This window comes from Bacteroides difficilis (genome assembly GCF_048319815.1).
Taxonomy (GTDB): domain Bacteria; phylum Bacteroidota; class Bacteroidia; order Bacteroidales; family Bacteroidaceae; genus Bacteroides; species Bacteroides zhangwenhongii.
Genome location: NZ_CP182814.1, coordinates 2,845,679 through 2,862,319, shown reverse-complemented (window position 1 = coordinate 2,862,319; position 16,641 = coordinate 2,845,679). Strand labels below are relative to the sequence as shown.

The window sequence follows — 16,641 nt, the reverse complement described above, 5'->3', positions numbered from 1 at the left end:
TAGCAGTAACCTACCGCAGACGCAAACGGTCTCCTACTTCGGGGACATATTCGCCATCCTTACGATTCATCTTATACAGATTCTTAAGGCGGATACCGTATTTTTGAGAGATGCCATGCATGGAATCTCCATCTTTTACAATATATACGGTATAAGGTTTGGAAGCCTTTTTCTTCTTGCTCTTCAGATAGATAATATCTCCTTCTACTAACGTATAATCACGTTGCAGATCATTGTATTTCACAAGCTTCTTCCAACTAATATCAAACTCCTTACCTAAATCTTTAAAGGTATCGCCGTTACGGGCAACGATATAGGCAATATCATTGGCAATATATACCTGATGAGGATTCATCAGCCAAGGTTTTTTGCGTAACTTACGTTCCGAATAAACACCTTTGCGGTCATATTTGTAGAGATCGTAATCTTCGATAATCGTAATCAAGCGGTTAGCATAAGAAGGATCAGTTGCGTATCCCGCCTTCTTCAATCCGCGCGCCCATCCTTTATAATCGGTAATATCGAGTTTGAAAAGGAAGGCATAACGGGCTCCTCTTCGAAGAAAATCGGAATGGTCTTCGTAAGAATCACGCGGGTGCTTATAAGCACGAAAACATTCATTGCGCGCATCGTCATCATGACGGACGCTGCGTCCTCGCCAACTGCCGCCACATTTGATACCAAAATGGTTATTGCTCTTTCGCGCCAACTGACTATATCCTGCACCACTTTCCAGCAATCCCTGCGCCAACGTGATACTGGCGGGAATCTTATGAAGTTTCATTTGTTCAACAGCCAGCTCGCTATACTTGTTTATATATTCTACATAGCGGGCATTCCGCCTCTGCGCTTGCATCCCTATGGCAAAGAAGAAAACTACGGTTAAAAAGACAAGTCTATACAGTTTGTTCTCCATTTTAATTCAGATATGTATTATAAGGACACAAAAATCCGAAAAATAATTGGGATTATCAATCTCTTTCCTAACTTTGTAACATTAATTGTAGAAACCAATACCGTAACGCGTATGAAAGACCTCATAATTACCGCAGTGATTAAAGTATATCAATATGATGAGCTGAATGAGACCGACCAGGCACTCGTTAAAACCGCCAAAGATGCAACAGCACGCAGTTATTCCCCTTATTCGCATTTTTCGGTAGGTGCCGCCGCACTTCTCGGCAACGGAATTGTCGTAACAGGAACAAATCAAGAGAATGCCGCCTACCCGTCGGGACTTTGCGCGGAACGTACCACGCTGTTCTATGCCAATTCCCAATATCCCGACCAACCGGTCGTTACCCTTGCCATTGCAGCAAGAACGGAAAAAGATTTTATAGACCGACCGATTCCTCCGTGCGGTGCCTGCCGACAAGTGATTCTGGAAACGGAGAAACGCTATGGGCAACCAATACGTATCTTGCTCTACGGCAAAGAATGTATTTACGAAATAAAGAATATAGGTGATTTGCTACCGCTATCATTTGACGCATCAGCTATGGAGGAATAAGTATGTTACAACAATATCACACAAAACTAAAAGGCACTCTCGCACTCACGGATTCTTATCTGACAGAGAAAGCGTTACAAAAAGAAAAAGGACTCTATAAGTTTATATGGGTGCGCGACGGAAGTATAACGGTAGAAATTGACCACCAGGAAATGATATTGATTAAGGATGAAGTAATCTCACTTACCCATCTGCAACACCTCGAATTCAAATCAATCGACGGTGAATACCTGACCCTCCTATTCAACAGCAACTTCTATTGTATTTATGGGAATGACCATGAAGTATCATGCAGCGGTTTTCTATTCAACGGTTCGTCCCATCTGATCCGCTTCATGCTGAATGAGCAAGAACGCAAGGAATTGGATACCATCACCGAAGCATTGGAAAACGAGTTCACCGTAACTGACAGTTTGCAGGAAGAAATGTTGCGTATCCTGCTGAAACGGTTCATCATTCAATGTACGCGCATTGCACGCAACCGTATGAATATCACCCGCGAAAAAGAATCCGGCTTTGAAATCGTACGCCAATACTACAATCTGGTTGACGAGCATTTCCGTACGAAGAAGCAGGTTCAGGATTATGCCGATATGTTACACAAATCCCCCAAAACACTATCGAATATCTTTTCCACATGCAAACTCCCCTCTCCGCTCCGAGTGATTCACGAGAGAGTAGAAGCGGAAGCCAAACGCCTCCTGCTTTACAGCAACAAAAGTGCAAAGGAGATTGCTGATATTCTAGGTTTTGAGGATCAGGCTTCTTTCAGCCGTTTCTTTAAAAATATAACCGGACAGAGTGCCGTACAATTTAGAAATACACAAGAAGGGAAAAATTGATAAGGGATACGGAAGTATTGCCATTGGGAAAGTATTGGAAAAGCACGATCTTTGCGGTGTAAATTAAACCAATAAAACCCCAACAAGATGAAAGAGAAATTTATCACTCTACTAACCTTCACATCCGGTCTGAAGAATTTCGGTATCAAATTTATCCGCGTAGCTATTTTAGTAGTATTCGTATGGATTGGCGGATTGAAGTATTTTCACTATGAAGCTGACGGGATTGTTCCGTTCGTTGCCAACAGTCCTTTCATGAGTTTCTTCTATGCTAAAGACGCACCCGAGTACAAAGAATACAAAAATCCGGAAGGCGCTTTCGTGCCGGAGAATCGTGCATGGCACGAAGCAAACAATACATATATTTTCTCCTATGGATTGGGAGCGCTCATCATGAGTATCGGCATTCTAGTATTTCTTGGAATCTTTTTCCCGAAAGTAGGACTGATAGGTGACACATTAGCCATTATCATGACACTCGGCACACTCTCCTTTCTCGTCACGACTCCCGAAGTATGGGTTCCTAATCTGGGTAGTGGAGAATTCGGCTTTCCATTACTCTCCGGTGCAGGGCGGCTGGTGATTAAAGACATTGTGATCCTAGCCGGTGCTGTAGTATTATTATCCGACTCGTCACAACGCGTACTCAAAATAATTAAAAAAGACTAATCTGACTGCCGTAAGGAGTTCCGACTTCTTGAGATAACGAAACAAATAGGCTTTACCCTGTGTTATATAGCCTAATACAAATCGTTAATCAAAGAAGTTATGAAACAGTATGATGCAATTATTATAGGATTCGGCAAGGCAGGAAAAGTCCTGGCTGCCGAACTTTCCAATCGAGGATGGCAAGTTGCCATCGTAGAACGCTCCAACATGATGTACGGAGGTTCTTGCCCTAACATAGCCTGTATCCCGACAAAGACATTGATACATGAAGCAGAGATGTCTTCACTGCTATACCATGGGGATTTTCTGAAGCAGACTAATATGTATAAGCAGGCTATTGCCCGTAAGAACAGGCTAACCTCTTTTCTCCGGGAAACTAATTACGAGAATCTAAGCAAGCGTCCGAATGTGACTATTTATACAGGGACAGCTTCCTTTGTATCGCCTAACACTATAAAAGTAGCGCTTCCCGACGGAGATATTGAACTGCAAGGAAAGGAGATTTTCATCAATACCGGTTCCACTCCGATTATTCCGGCAATCGACGGGATTCAACAAAGTAAGTATGTGTATACCAGCTCCACACTTTTGGATATGAATGTCCTGCCAAAACATTTAATTATTGTCGGCGGCGGATATATCGGTTTGGAGTTCGCTTCGATGTTTGCCGGATTTGGCAGTAAAGTGACGATTCTTGAAGGAGGCAACCGTTTTATGCCTCGCAACGATCAAGATATCGCTAACAATGTCAAAGATGTAATGGAGAAAAAAGGCATTGAGATTCATCTGAATACACGCGCACAGTCTATTCATGATACGAGTGACGGAGTGACACTGACTTATTCGGATGTATCTGACGGCACTCCTTACTTTGTAGACGGAGACGCAATTCTTATCGCAACAGGGCGGAAACCGATGATCGAAGGATTGAATTTACAAGCAGCAGGTGTAAAAGTAGATGCACACGGAGCAATTGTTGTAAACGATCAGTTGCGCACCACCGTTCCTCACATATGGGCAATGGGAGACGTAAAAGGCGGACCGCAATTTACTTATCTTTCACTAGATGATTTTCGGATTATACGCGATCAACTCTTCGGAGATAAAAAGCGTGATATCGGCGATAGGGATCCTGTTCAATATGCTGTATTTATTGATCCGCCTTTAGCGCATATCGGCATTACCGAAGAAGAAGCACTGAAAAGAGGTTATTCGTTCAAAGTATCCCGACTTCCGGCAACTTCCGTTGTCCGTTCACGTACATTGCAACAGACGGACGGTATGCTGAAAGCAATCATCAACAATCATAATGGAAAAATTATGGGATGTACCTTATTTTGCGCTGACGCTTCGGAAATTATAAATATTGTAGCTATGGCAATAAAGACAGGGCAGAATGCCACTTTCCTGCGCGATTTCATCTTTACTCACCCCAGCATGAGTGAAGGATTAAACCAATTATTTGACGTATAAGATAAATAGGCTGTTTGCTTGCAAAAAACAGAAAAAATAACGTACTTCGTTCCATAATTGATTGAATACAGGAAAACTCCCTAATAAAAAGGAGGATTCCGCTAGCTATACGAAATTATGATAAGGAAAGTAGATTTAGAAGATGCAAAAGCAATTACAGCAATCTATAACGAGTACGTTATAAATAGTACGGCCACATTCGAAACCGAACCTGTTGCTGTTGAAGATATGCGTGAGCGCATAACACAGATTTCTGCTAACTTCCCTTATTTTGTTTATGAGATAGATAATGAAGTGGCAGGTTACTGTTATGCGCATCTGTGGAAAGAAAGAGCTGCATATCGATATACATTAGAAACAACAGTCTACTTATCTACAAAACATATTGGAAAAGGTATCGGGCGACTACTCATGCAAAGACTCATAGAGGAGTGTCGAGAGAGTGGTTTTCATGCGCTGATTGCTTGCATAACGGAAGGGAATGAACCCAGTTACGCTTTACATGCGAAACTGGGTTTTAAGCAAGTAGCCGGATATGAGCAAGTTGGGCGGAAATTTAATCGCTGGCTGGGAGTAGTGGATTATGAGTTGTTGCTCATTCCGTAGTTATAAACTATCATATAAACCACAGCTTCTAAATAGGATAAACAGAGGCTGTATTTGGAGTAATCAGAGGCTCTGGATGAGGCAAACAGAGCCTCTAAATAAATGAATTTTATTCTTTTTCAACCTTCATAGAGTGAAATCTAACAGAAAGTGTTATCTTTGCAACCAAGTTAAACTATATACCTACCGCAATGAGAATTAGTAAGTAAGACAACACTTCTAAGTAAACATCACTTTTCTTATATGCTTTTTCTATTTTGTTAAGCATCACGAAATCCGTGTTGTTTAGCCAGTATTGTGTTTGTCGTTCCCCTATCCTGTGATTTTCTTTCACTCTATTATCAACCTCAAACCCAATAGATCATCATGTCTATAAGTATTCAACAAATCAGCTATATCCATCCGGATAAAGAAGTATTATTCAGTGATCTCAATTTCGCCATCAGCAAGGGGCAGAAACTGGGATTAGTCGGTAACAATGGTTGCGGTAAATCTACTTTGCTGCAAATTATTGCCGGACAACTTTCACCCTCTTCCGGTGTCATTGTCCATCCGGACGACCTGTATTATATCCCGCAACATTTCGGGCAATATGATTCATTGACTATCGCCCAGGCACTCCGGATAGAACGCAAGCAACAAGCCTTACATGCTATCCTGTCAGGAGATGCCTCAAACGAAAATTTCGTCGTCCTGGATGATGACTGGAATATTGAAGAACGTTCCATTGCCGCTCTCGATTTATGGGGGCTAGGACAGTTTACTCTATCCTACCCGATGAATTTGCTTAGCGGCGGTGAAAAGACCCGTGTATTTCTGGCAGGGATGGACATCCATCACCCATCTGTCGTACTTATGGATGAACCGACCAATCATCTTGATTCTTCCGGCAGACAACGTTTATATGACTGGGTAGAGAAATGTCGCTCCACGCTGTTAGTGGTGAGTCATGACCGCACTCTGCTTAATCTTCTCCCCGAAATATGCGAACTGGAAAAGCATCAAATCAATTACTATGGAGGAAATTATGAATTCTACAAAGAACAAAAAACGCTGATGCAGGAAGCATTGCAGCAACGTATCGAAGAAAAAGAGAAAGCACTGCGCATTGCCCGCAAAGTGGCACGCGAAACGGCCGAACGCAGGGACAAACAAAATGTGCGCGGAGAAAAGAATAATATAAAAAAGGGAGTTCCTCGTATTGTGCTCAACGCGCTTCAAGGAAAATCGGAAAAGAGTACCAGTAAACTTAACAGTGCCCATCAGGAAAAAGCCGAGAAGTTAACAGACGAACGCAACCAGCTTCGAGGTTCGCTCTCCCCGACCGCCACACTAAAAACAGATTTTAATAGTTCCTCGCTCCACACCGGAAAGATATTGGTGACAGCAAAAGAGATTAACTTCGGTTATCATCCCCATTCAATCAACAGTCATATTCAGATGAATAATGAAGCAAATCTTGCTGATACAGGTAATCATTCCGGTCCAGACAGTAATGATATTCAGGATAATGGTGACTTCAAACAGCAACTTTGGCAAACACCCATCAGCTTCCAACTAAAGAGTGGAGACCGCCTCCGTATAGAAGGAGCCAACGGCAGTGGGAAAACAACTCTTTTGAAGCTAATCACCGGACAGCTTCAGCCACAGGAAGGAAACCTGACACGCATGGAATTCACCTATGTCTATCTGAATCAGGAATATTCTATCATCGACGACCGTAACAGTATTCTGGAACAGGCTTACGCTTTTAATAACCGGAACCTGCCGGAGCATGAAATAAAGATTATTCTGAACCGTTATTTATTCCCCGCTTCCGAATGGGACAAATCCTGCCGGAAACTTAGCGGTGGAGAGAAAATGCGCCTTGCTTTCTGCTGCCTGATGATTAGCAATAATACTCCCGATATGTTTATTCTGGATGAACCAACCAACAATCTGGATATACAGAGCATTGAAATCATCACTGCTACCATCAAGAACTATACGGGTACTGTAATTGCAATCTCACACGACGATTATTTTATTCAGGAAATCGGTATCGAGCAACGTATTTTATTAAGCTAGCCTATTGATATTTTATCCGGTAAGTCTAAATATCAACCTAGTTTTTTATAACTTCGCAGCGCGAAGAAAAGAATTGGAATAAAATGGATCAGACAACACAATCATGGTGGTTTATCTTTTATAAAGATCAACTGCTTCTTGAGAAAAAAGGGGATGGTAAGTATGCCGTCCCATGTGGAGAAAGTTCTCCTATCGTTATTAAAGAAAAAACAACAGTACACAATATCACAACACTGGAAGGGAGAAACTGCAATGCTTTCTCCCTCTCCTCTCCCATTGAAGAATCGGAGCAATGGGCAATGACAGGACTTCGTGCCTCTTACGATTATCTTACTTTATCGCATTACCAGACTGCAGGAAAAGCGCATGAGATTCTGCATTGGGATAGAAACAGCCGTTTCTGTTCCGCCTGTGGCACGCCGATGGAACAGAAAGAGTCTATCATGAAACGTTGCCCCAAATGCGGTCGGGAGGCATATCCTTCCATATCCACAGCGATTCTTGTATTAGTGAGAAAAAAAGATTCACTGCTCTTAGTGCATGCCCGCAATTTTAAAGGAACATTCAACAGTCTCGTTGCCGGGTTCCTGGAAACCGGAGAAACATTAGAAGAATGTGTAGCACGTGAAGTGAAAGAAGAAACCGGACTGGACGTAAAGAATATCACTTATTTTGGTAACCAGCCCTGGCCTTATCCCAGCGGTCTGATGGTTGGCTTTATGGCAGATTATGCCGGAGGGGAAATCACACTCCAAGATGAGGAGTTGAGTTCGGGAGACTTTTACACAAGGGATCATTTGCCCGAACTTCCCAGAAAACTTAGTCTTGCACGAAAGATGATCGATTGGTGGATTGAGCATCCAAATGAACATGTAGCAAACTAATAATCATAAATCAACCCATGGAATTATCAACAAAAACACCCCGAATTGAAGTAGTAGATGCTCTTAGAGGATTTGCTGTAATGGCGATCCTTTTAGTACATAACCTGGAACATTTTATTTTCCCTGTTTATCCGGAAAGCTCTCCCGAATGGCTCACCATTTTGGATGCGGGAGTATTGAATGCAACCTTCTCGCTTCTTGCCGGAAAATCTTATGCCATATTCGCTCTGCTTTTTGGATTCACTTTCTTTATCCAGTCGCACAACCAGCAATTAAAAGGAAAAGATTTCGGTTACCGTTTTTTATGGAGAATGGTATTACTTGCAGGATTTGCCACTCTTAATGCCGCTTTCTTTCCCGCAGGAGATGTCCTGTTGCTGTTCGTTGTAGTCAGTCTCGTACTGTTTATCGTACGTAAGTGGAGCGACAAAGCTATTCTAATCACCGCCATCTTGTTTTCATTGCAACCGATTGAATGGTTCCATTACATAATGAGTCTTTTCAATCCTGCCTATACCCTACCCGATTTGAATGTCGGAGCAATGTATGCTGAAGTAGCAGATTACACCAAAGCCGGAAACTTCTGGGATTTTCTGATAGGCAATATCACTCTGGGACAGAAAGCAAGTCTGTTCTGGGCTATCGGTGCGGGACGCTTTTTGCAAACTGCCGGACTATTCCTGTTTGGCTTGTATATCGGACGCAAAGAATTGTTTGTAGCCACCGAATCTCATCTGAAATTCTGGACGAAAGCGCTCATTATCACAGCTATCAGTTTCGCACCATTATATTCTTTAAAAGAACAGATCATGCAAAGTGACAGCAGTCTGATTCAGCAAACAGTAGGTACTGCTTTTGATATGTGGCAGAAGTTTGCATTCACGATTGTACTTGTTTCTTCTTTCATATTGCTTTATCAGAAGGATAAATTCAAGAAAGCCGTATCCAACCTACGATTCTACGGAAAAATGAGTTTGACCAACTATATTTCCCAATCTATTTTAGGAGCTATTATCTATTTCCCATTCGGGCTTTATCTTGCTCCTTACTGTGGATATACTCTTAGCTTGATTATAGGTATCGTTCTTTTCCTGTTACAGGTTAAGTTCTGCAAATGGTGGCTGTCTAAACATAAACAAGGCCCATTGGAAACAATATGGCATAAATGGACTTGGATAGGAACCAAGAAATAACAGGAAGAAAAGCAGGCTACGAAATATGCACAACTACAAACGAACAACTTACGAATATGAAACTGAACGTATCACTCTAAAGCATCAACAACACATGTGTATATCCGCAGCCTGCCTGTTGAAATTGAGATGATGCCAATACAACAAGATTCTCGCAAGAAGGATTTGCAAGTCGACTTAAAGAATGCAAAGGAAATGAAAGAACTGTACCAAGTGAGGGAAAATACCCGAAAATAGGCAGAATCAGGGCTATGTACAGAGAAAAAAGAAGGGGGTGTGTCGTAATGCACGATGCACCTTCTTTTTTTTCGTTAGCTATAAAAATCAGTTAGTCTTCTTTAAGCAGCGATATTTTGACTATTACTTCGGTTTATGTGTTCCCAGCATCCAAATAGAGCAGCTGTAAGCTCATGAAACAGTTTAATCAGCCAGTTTATACCTTCTTCTTTCATTTTCGCACACATCTTTTTTATATTGAAGGCAATGGCAAAGAAGCAAAAGTCCATGAAAACCTTATCCTTTCCAAAATGACGGAAACGTTTGTAGTTCATATTGTATTTTATTTGTCCGAACACAGCTTCCGGTTCTATACATCTTTGTTCTCTATGTTTCAGCCCTTCCTCTGAACAGAGCAGCTCTTTGGCTTTTTGCTTGTATCTTCTGAGCCTGTGATTCAGTTCTATCGTCCTGTTTCCTTTTGCTTTAAAACATCGGCATCTTAGCGGACAGCCTTCACACCTGATAGCTCTGTACCTGGCATTTTCACTTACATATCCGGATGCCGTTTTCTGATGTCCGGTTCCTATCCTCTGCATCCTTTGTCCCATGGGGCAGATACAATAGTCATGTTCTTCATTGTAGTAGAAGTTTTCCGCCTTGAACGGATCCGGTTTGAATCTCGGCCGCTGTTCCATATGGAAGTAGTTGTATTTGACGTAGGCTTCCATGCCGTTTTCTGACATGAAGCGGTAGTTTTCCTCAGAACCATAGCCTGAATCGGCAACCACCGTATGCGCTGTCCTGTCATATCTGTCTGAAAAGGATTTTAGGAAAGGTATCATGGTCAGTGTATCCGTAGGGTTCGGGAAGAGTGCAAAATCAGTAATGAACTGGTTCTCGGTACCGATCTGAAGATTGTAACCGGGCTTCGTCTGACCATTGCGCATGGCATCTTCCTTCATTCTCATAAAAGTAGCGTCCTTGTCTGTTTTGGAATAGGAGTTCCGGTTCTGCAGAGTGTCCAGATGGTTGTCGTATTCCTGCAGTTTATCTCTGTGTTCTTCCAACTCCTTCAGTTGTTTGCGTTTCTTTTTCAGCTCAGTCTTTTCCTCTTTGGTGGAAGACTCCGGAACCTGTTCAAGTGCATGACGCAACTCTCTCGCCATTTCGGTCAGCATAGCCGGAGTGAATTCAACTTCCTCATTACTTTCCGATGATTTCTCCTGGGCGATGACATCGTCTATCTGCCCTAACAGAACGTGTATCTTCTTCATTAGGCGTTCACGGTTCCGCTCAACCGTTTTTCTCCAGACGAAAGTGTACTTGTTGGACTTGGACTCAATCTTTGTTCCGTCAATGTATTCCACATTCAGACTGATGAAGCCCTTGCAAGAGAGCAGAAGTACGGTTTGGGTAAAAACCTCGTTGATTTCCTTCTTCACCCGGTTGCGGAAACGGTTGATGGTAATGAAATCCGGTTTCTCATACCCGGCCAGCCAGATATAATGAATGTCACGATGAAGGAGCTTCTCTATTTTCCGGCAGGAGTAGATGTTGTTCATGTAGGCATACAGAATGACCTTGAGCATCATCTTGGGATGGTAAGGGCTGCGACCGCATTCTTTATATAACTTCCTGAAACTTTCAAGATTCAAACTTTCAACCAGAGCGTCAACCATGCGCACCGGATCGTTTTCTGCAATATCCTCATCAATTCTTTGAGGAAATAGCACTGTTTGATTGGGAATGTAAGGACGATAATGTATCTTTGACATAGTTAAATTTGTATGCTTAAAGATACAAAATCTTTAGGTAATAACAAAGCCCCAGCTTGTGAAAGTCGGGGCTTTGTCCATAAAAAAAGAAGGTGTGCATTTTGACACACCTTCTATTTTATTATTTATCTTTTTATGATCTATATCTGAAATTTCAGAAGAGACAATATCAGATACCCAATGATTTCTTCACTGCTTCAATCTTTTCCATGGCGGCAGACTCGGCAGAAGCATAACAGTTGCGGCATCCCATTTCACCCTGAACTTCCATATAGAACTTAATCTTCGGTTCTGTACCTGAAGGACGAACAGAGACTTTACTACCGTCTTCTGTGAAATATTGAAGAACATTAGATGGTTCCGGCATATCAATTACAGCTACGATCCCTTTATCGTCTGTCTGTTTCAGAGTCTTATAATCTTTGCTCAAGATCACTTTTGAGCCACCCAATTCTTTCGGAGGATTAGCGCGGAAGTTTTCCATCATCGCTTTGATTTCTTCAGCACCGCTCTTACCCGGTTTCACTACGTTTACAGTAAACTCTTTAGAGAATCCATATTCTACGTAGATATCGAGCAACAACTGATACAAAGATTTGCCATTATCTTTTGCCCATGCAGCAACTTCAGCAATCAGACAGCAAGCAGATACAGCATCTTTATCACGAACAAAATCTTCAGCAAGGAATCCGTAGCTTTCTTCACCACCACCGATATATTTCTTTTTACCTTCACGCAGACGGATTTCACGGGCAATCCACTTAAATCCGGTGTAGCAGTCAAGCATTTCGATGTTATTCTTATCTGCGATTTTCTTGATAAGTTCGGTAGTAACGATTGTCTTTACACAGAACTCATTACCTTTAATCTTACCCAGTTGTTTGTATTGAGTCAGAATATAATAAAGGTACATCATACAAGTCTGGTTACCGTTAATCAGTACCCATTCACCCTTGTCATCCTTACAAGCGATACCCACACGGTCAGCATCCGGATCGGAAGCCATTACAAGGTCAGCATCAATTTCTTTGGCAAGATTCACAGCCATAGAAAGAGCTTCCGCATTTTCAGGATTCGGAGATACAACAGTCGGGAAGTTACCGTCCTTAACCATTTGTTCGGGAACAGTGAATACGTTTTCGAATCCCCACATCTTCAATGCACGCGGAATCAACATCATACCTGTACCGTGAATCGGAGTATAGACAATCTTCATATCTTTGTGACGGGCGATAGCTGCCGGATCAATAGAAACGGTTTTCACCATGTCCAGATAAATCTTATCAATGTCTTCACCGATAATCTGAATCAAATCAGGATTTCCCTGGAATTTAATGTCAGCAGCAGAAGCAATGGCATTCACTTCATCAATGATACCCTTATCATGCGGAGCCAACACTTGTGCACCATCATCCCAATATGCCTTGTAACCGTTGTATTCTTTCGGATTGTGAGAAGCAGTCAGAATGATACCGCTCTGGCAACCGAGGTGACGGATAGCAAAAGACATTTCCGGAGTCGGACGCATATCGTCAAACAGATACACTTTAATGCCATTGGCAGAGAAAATATTAGCAGAAGTCTCTGCAAACAAACGGCTGTTGTTACGACAGTCGTGACCTACTACTACAGAAATCTGTGGCAGATCCTTGAAGTTCTTCTTCAGATAATTGGAAAGCCCTTGAGTGGCAGCCCCTACTGTATAAATGTTCATACGGTTGCTACCTACCCCCATGATACCGCGCAAACCGCCTGTACCAAATTCCAAATCCTTATAGAAAGCTTCAATTAGTTCGGTTTTATCATCGTTTTCCAACATACGTTTCACTTCAGCCTGAGTTTCAGCATCATAAGCTGGGGTCAGCCATTTTTCGGCTTTCTCAGTGACCTGTTTAATTAGTTCCTGATTTTCCATTTCGATTGTTATTTATTGGTTAATGAATTATTCATTGCTATTTTCTTGAGCACACAAATGTAAAATAATAAGTTTACAATTCCTAGTTATTTAATGGATAATTATCGATTATCCATTAAATAACTATTTCACTAAATATCTGTCACCGGTTTGTTTCACATACTCCAGCAAAAACTCTTTCGGGTATCCGGGACGAAGCACTCCTGTAGGTTGTCCGATAGAATTACGTTCAAACTGTCCGTCTTTCATACGCTTCACTACCCCATCGTTGTACTTTACAATCAGGAACGTACCCAATTGCTTCCAAGTATCAAAAGTACTTTGAGCGGTCATGTTAGTATAATTTGTCAGGAAATTGATTGCTGCATCCTTATCCTTTTCCAATAGTTTGACTGCCATTTCTTCAATACCAGCCTGTGCTGTGTTGAATGTGCTTTCCATCTCTTTCTGTGTTTCCCGCACATCCCCAATCATCAGATCATAACGCGGATAAACCATATTGGACACCCAATTGAAAATCCAGAAAGCGGAATTCCATGAGAACGTAATGTAGTCGGCACCATCCACACGTGTGTAACATACCGGCACCTTAGTAGCGCAACAATAAACAGGAGTAAATACAGTCATATTCGCATCATCCACACCAAACCAAAGTACTCCCCCTACCGGATCCGGCATATGAGCACGCATCTGTGCAACAAATACAAAACCGCTCTGTTGAGTAGAGATAGGACGTTCATTGAAATATTCCTTATCATCGACTTTAAAGTTCAGAGGAGAAAGGCGATAGGGTGTTTTATAAGGACCGGCTCCAAAATCATTGGAGATATCAAGCGGAGTACCTTCGTAATGATCGCGCATCATATTTTTCACATCCTGCACGGATAATTTTTGCTTCGGCTTAACGAAAAGCGGCATCGGAGTATCGGTTTTTCCTTCGATGTAAGGAAGATATTCATTTCCTCTATCAGTGAATTTGTTGAAATAACTCCATACACGAGCTTCACAAAAGCGGCGTGCACCAAAATCAAGAGGGGCATAAGCCAATGAAAAACTAAAATCCTTGTTTACTCCATTAAAATATCCCTTCTCACGGGCAAAAGAAACGACATCTGGAGAGTACATACAGTTTTCCTTATCATTCATATCAAACTGATGAATGCGCGCTTGATTAGCATGAGCCGAGATACAATCGTCCGGCACACGGACAGCTACCCAAACCGCTCCGCGAATGCCGGGACCTTTACCAATCATCTCCATAATCCATACTTCGTTCGGATCGGCAACGGTAAAAGACTCACCCCCACTATAATATCCATATTCCTGTACCAGATCAGTCATAATTTTTATAGCTTCGCGAGCAGTACGCGAACGTTGCAATCCAATATAAATCAAACTTCCATAATCAATAATACCCGTAGAATCCGTCAACTCGGGACGACCGCCGAAAGTAGTTTCCCCAATAGTGACCTGATATTCATTCATATTGCCAACCACATTGTAAGTCTGACGAGCCTGCTCGATTTCTCCCAGATATTTACCGGTGTCCCATTCGTACACTTTCAACATGGTTCCTTTCGGATACGTAGCTGCCGGATAATGATAAAGTTCTCCGAATAAGCCATACGAGTCGGCTGAATAGGAAACAATGGTCGAACCATCAGCGGACGCATTCTTTCCGACAATCAAATTAGTACAGGCGAAAGTATTCGCCACAGCCGTCATCCATACGGCAAAACACAAAATAATACTTCTCTTCATAATATATCATTCATTTTTTATAATTACCAGACAAAACTTTCACGGGCAATACTCGTATTCCCGCAATGATCGACAACCGTAAATTCAACAGTATGTTTTCTCCCTTTCTTCACACGCTTCGGATCAAGTTTGCATTCCCAATAAGACTTTACAATATTAGGCCGTCCGAAAAGTGCATATTTTCCGTCAATCGTTCCCCGATAAGAAGCAATGCCACTTCCTTTATCTTTCAACCGATAGACTATCTTTCCATTCCTTCCCCACTGATTCTTATTGACAGGGATAATTTCCGGTGGAACCGTATCAACAGCGACAGTATAAGTCCCCAGTTCACGAATAGACGTCTTCATGTATCCGTCTTCGTATTTTCCTCCTACACTGTACTTACTTCCTTTCGGAGTAACCCGTGCCACATAATACTTGGTCGTATCAGCAACCGTTTTCCTACGCAGTCCGATACGGAGTTCACAACCCGCATGAAGCGGAATGGATTTATCATTAATCTGATAGGTGAACGCCACTGCCCCACTATCGGCTTTTACCTGATAATTGAGCGGAGCATCCTTATATAACATTCCTTTCGGAACCACCAGGCTCAATCCCGGTTCTTGCAGATAATTGGTTTTATCCCAAGCAAAGAAATACTTTTCCCGATAATTGAAAGGTTCAATCGGCTGCTTTCGCCCACGCACGATAAAGCTATATTTTGAAGTATTTCCAAAAGCGTCTTTCAAAGTATACAGAAATTGATAATCCCTCTCTTCGTCAATCGTGACCAGACCGCGATTTTCATTTGAGACTTTCAGCAAACGCAACGTATTTCCCGGATCGATAAAAGATTTCATATATTGCCCGTACGTCCACGAATTGATCAGCCGGTTTTCCTCTTGAGAGAAACGGTCTACTGTACTACGGAACACCTCATTACCATCCACCGTAAGAATAACGGAATATACTCCGTAATGGTTGTTTACGCCATCCATGTAATCGTATGCCTTAATACCCGTACCTATCACCCCCCACGCCTCCACCGGACGTTCACTATTCGGGAGTATCGTTTTTATCTCTTGTTTTCCGTCTACCACTCCCTCACCGGGCTGCGGGAAAAACATAATGCCATCAGCTTTCGGAGCACGTGTATCCTTTATTTTCGATTTAAAGAAAGGCATAGGATCTACATAATCTCCCGATTCCGTTTCAAACATATCCAGATGGAGATGCGGACCGAAAGAATATCCGGTATTCCCGCTCCAAGCTATCTGCTGTCCGCTTTTTACCGGATATTCATCCGGTTCGGGAATAATCTCAACCTCCCAGCTCTCATTCTCATATTGAAGTTCCTCCACCCTTTCGGCAATGGGAGAAATAAAACCGCTCAAATGCCGGTTAATAGTAGAATATCCATTATGATAGCAGACATCAAGCACATACCCCGAACCGTTAGTCACCCGAATACGCGAGATATAACCATCGGCAAGGGCACGAACCGGTTTGCCGATCACACCTCCTGTTTTAAAATCCAACCCGCCATGAAAGTGGTTGGAACGGATTTCGCCGAAATTTCCGCTCAATGTAAGAGGAAAATCAAAAGGGGGCACAAAAGTCGCTTGCTTTTTTTCCTGCCCATAACCTCCGATGCAGCAAGCCAACATCAAAGCAGTGATATATTGTTTTATCATTCCATTCTCTTTTTTACTTCCGGCAAATGTACACTATTCCAACTAAAT

At 42.2% G+C, this 16,641-nt stretch carries 13 protein-coding genes; 8 read left to right on the top strand and 5 right to left on the bottom strand.

All coding sequences use genetic code 11. The annotated features are described in order from the left end of the window. Positions 1 to 10: 10 nt before the first annotated feature. Positions 11 to 916, bottom strand: a complete 906-nt coding sequence (locus tag ACNOGP_RS10685) for a glucosaminidase domain-containing protein (protein ID WP_418212855.1) — start codon at positions 914 to 916, stop codon at positions 11 to 13. Between the two features lie 111 nt (positions 917 to 1,027). On the opposite strand from ACNOGP_RS10685, the gene ACNOGP_RS10680 reads away from it, so the two are divergent. From ACNOGP_RS10680 to ACNOGP_RS10645, 8 genes are all read left to right on the top strand, one after another. Beyond that, on the top strand, positions 1,028 to 1,510 hold the full coding sequence (locus tag ACNOGP_RS10680; protein WP_418212854.1) for a cytidine deaminase: 483 nt from the start codon (positions 1,028 to 1,030) through the stop codon (positions 1,508 to 1,510). Between the two features lie 2 nt (positions 1,511 to 1,512). Continuing rightward, positions 1,513 to 2,352: a helix-turn-helix domain-containing protein gene (locus tag ACNOGP_RS10675; RefSeq protein WP_418212853.1), complete on the top strand. Its 840-nt coding sequence runs from the start codon at positions 1,513 to 1,515 to the stop codon at positions 2,350 to 2,352. A gap of 87 nt (positions 2,353 to 2,439) precedes the next feature. Then, positions 2,440 to 3,021: a DUF417 family protein gene (locus ACNOGP_RS10670; protein WP_007765824.1), complete on the top strand. Its 582-nt coding sequence runs from the start codon at positions 2,440 to 2,442 to the stop codon at positions 3,019 to 3,021. 99 nt (positions 3,022 to 3,120) lie between these two features. Further along, the gene (locus tag ACNOGP_RS10665; RefSeq protein ID WP_418212852.1) at positions 3,121 to 4,494 is read left to right on the top strand and encodes an FAD-dependent oxidoreductase; all 1,374 of its coding nucleotides are present in this window, start codon (positions 3,121 to 3,123) and stop codon (positions 4,492 to 4,494) included. A 117-nt stretch (positions 4,495 to 4,611) separates the two neighbouring features. Then, entirely contained in the window at positions 4,612 to 5,100 is a 489-nt protein-coding gene (locus ACNOGP_RS10660; protein ID WP_418212851.1) for an N-acetyltransferase family protein, read from the top strand. A gap of 366 nt (positions 5,101 to 5,466) precedes the next feature. Beyond that, the gene (locus ACNOGP_RS10655; protein WP_418212850.1) at positions 5,467 to 7,167 is read left to right on the top strand and encodes an ABC-F family ATP-binding cassette domain-containing protein; all 1,701 of its coding nucleotides are present in this window, start codon (positions 5,467 to 5,469) and stop codon (positions 7,165 to 7,167) included. A gap of 47 nt (positions 7,168 to 7,214) precedes the next feature. Further along, entirely contained in the window at positions 7,215 to 8,051 is an 837-nt protein-coding gene (gene nudC / locus ACNOGP_RS10650) for an NAD(+) diphosphatase (RefSeq protein WP_418214756.1), read from the top strand. A 17-nt stretch (positions 8,052 to 8,068) separates the two neighbouring features. Further along, positions 8,069 to 9,244 carry a DUF418 domain-containing protein gene (locus tag ACNOGP_RS10645; RefSeq protein WP_418212849.1) on the top strand — a complete coding sequence of 392 codons (1,176 nt, stop codon included), beginning with the start codon at positions 8,069 to 8,071 and terminating at the stop codon, positions 9,242 to 9,244. Positions 9,245 to 9,582: 338 nt separating this feature from the next. Here the strand turns inward: ACNOGP_RS10645 and ACNOGP_RS10640 are convergent, their stop codons facing one another. The 4 genes from ACNOGP_RS10640 to ACNOGP_RS10625 all read right to left on the bottom strand — a co-directional run bounded on the left by ACNOGP_RS10640 (position 9,583) and on the right by ACNOGP_RS10625 (position 16,593). Beyond that, on the bottom strand, positions 9,583 to 11,238 hold the full coding sequence (locus tag ACNOGP_RS10640; protein ID WP_418212848.1) for an IS1182 family transposase: 1,656 nt from the start codon (positions 11,236 to 11,238) through the stop codon (positions 9,583 to 9,585). 169 nt (positions 11,239 to 11,407) lie between these two features. Then, complete coding sequence (locus ACNOGP_RS10635; protein ID WP_418212847.1) at positions 11,408 to 13,153, bottom strand: phospho-sugar mutase; 1,746 nt, start codon at positions 13,151 to 13,153, stop codon at positions 11,408 to 11,410. Between the two features lie 123 nt (positions 13,154 to 13,276). Continuing rightward, a complete protein-coding gene (locus ACNOGP_RS10630; RefSeq protein WP_418212846.1) occupies positions 13,277 to 14,914 on the bottom strand; it encodes a C69 family dipeptidase in 1,638 nt (545 codons plus the stop codon). A gap of 23 nt (positions 14,915 to 14,937) precedes the next feature. After that, positions 14,938 to 16,593 (bottom strand): M23 family metallopeptidase, encoded by a 1,656-nt coding sequence (locus ACNOGP_RS10625; protein ID WP_418212845.1) that lies wholly within the window; start codon positions 16,591 to 16,593, stop codon positions 14,938 to 14,940. Positions 16,594 to 16,641 lie beyond the last annotated feature (48 nt).